This is a genomic window from Flavobacterium bomense, from assembly GCF_003970355.1.
Genome location: NZ_RYDJ01000128.1, coordinates 1 through 1,329, shown reverse-complemented (window position 1 = coordinate 1,329; position 1,329 = coordinate 1). Strand labels below are relative to the sequence as shown.

Annotated in this window: 1 protein-coding gene and 1 pseudogene; both read right to left on the bottom strand. The window is 35.6% G+C overall.

The annotated features are described in order from the left end of the window. A pseudogene (locus tag EKL98_RS16120) lies at window positions 1–604 on the bottom strand (glycosyl hydrolase family 17 protein); the annotation flags it as partial. Between the two features lie 9 nt (window positions 605–613). Continuing rightward, on the bottom strand, window positions 614–1,329 hold a 716-nt coding region (locus EKL98_RS16115; protein ID WP_126563157.1), incomplete at its 5' end, for a glycoside hydrolase family 17 protein.

Sequence of the window (1,329 nt, the reverse complement as noted above, 5' to 3'; positions counted from 1 at the left end):
AACAATTTGCTAAAATCACATCGCAAACATCTGTAATTCTAGATCGAAATGAAAACTCATAATAATTATCTACATAGCCCACAGGGATAGAACTGGGTATTGCTTTTTTCACTCTGTTGATAAATTCCAATAATTCGTCTTCGGTCATATCCTTTCGAAACATGACCTCGTTACCAACAGCAGCTATATCGACATAACCCTCGTTAGCCAATTTTATAAGTCCTTCTATTTCAGCTTCGTTGACTTGAGAATTATCTCCCAGCCAAGCGCCAACTAATGTTTTAATCCCAAATTCATGGGCAATTACAGGGATAAATTCGTTTCCTTCGGTACACGAAAAAGATCGAACCCATTTTGTATATGGGGCAATTATTTTCATCCTTCGACGAACTTGCTCTTCTGTAATAATATCACCGGGTTTTTGCCCCTCTTCATATGCGCTGAAGGAAATTCCGTGTATTCCATTTTCTAAAGTTTCTCCCCATAATTGTGATAAATCTTGGGGTGAAATTTCAGGAATTTGAATTTCAGCAACATTTTTTTGAAGTGCAATTATCTTTTTATATGCTTCAATTGAAAAATAACGCTCTTCTTTATATGACATGATTATTTTTTATTTATCTCCAAATTTTACATTTTCATTTTTATCCCAAACTCCCCAATAGGCTCCAACTTCACCCTCTGGGCCTACTTTCCAAGATTCATCAAAAGAGGAAAAATAAAACATCTCTATCTCATTTTGTTTGGACCAATTTTGTGAATCGATAAAATATTTCATTGCATTTTCATTAGATGCATAAGCTCCTTTTAGAAAACCGCCTTGACTTGGCCAGCCAGTTTCGGTAATAATAATTCGTTTATTTTGACCTGCATATTTTGCCGATTCAAACATACTAATCATGTGATGAAAGGAATATTCTATTGGGCAACCCTCCCAATATGGATAACAATTCGTTAAAATCACATCGCAAACTGCGGTAATATTTGGTCGATGCGAAAATTCATAATAAGCATCTACATATCCAATAGGAATTGAATTAGGAATTGATTTTCTTACTCTATCAATGAAATCTAAAAGTTCATCTTCGGTTAGATCTTTGCGATACATCACCTCATTTCCTACAGCTGCAATGTCAACATAACCTTCGTTTGCGAGTTGTATTAAACCTTCAATTTCCCTTTCGTTGACTTCAGGATCATCGCCTAACCAAGCTCCAACTAATGTTTTAATTCCAAATTCTCGTGCAATTTTAGGGATGAACTCATTTCCCTCAGTACACGAAAACGAGCGGATCCAGTTTGTATAGGGAGCAATTGTTTTCATCCTTC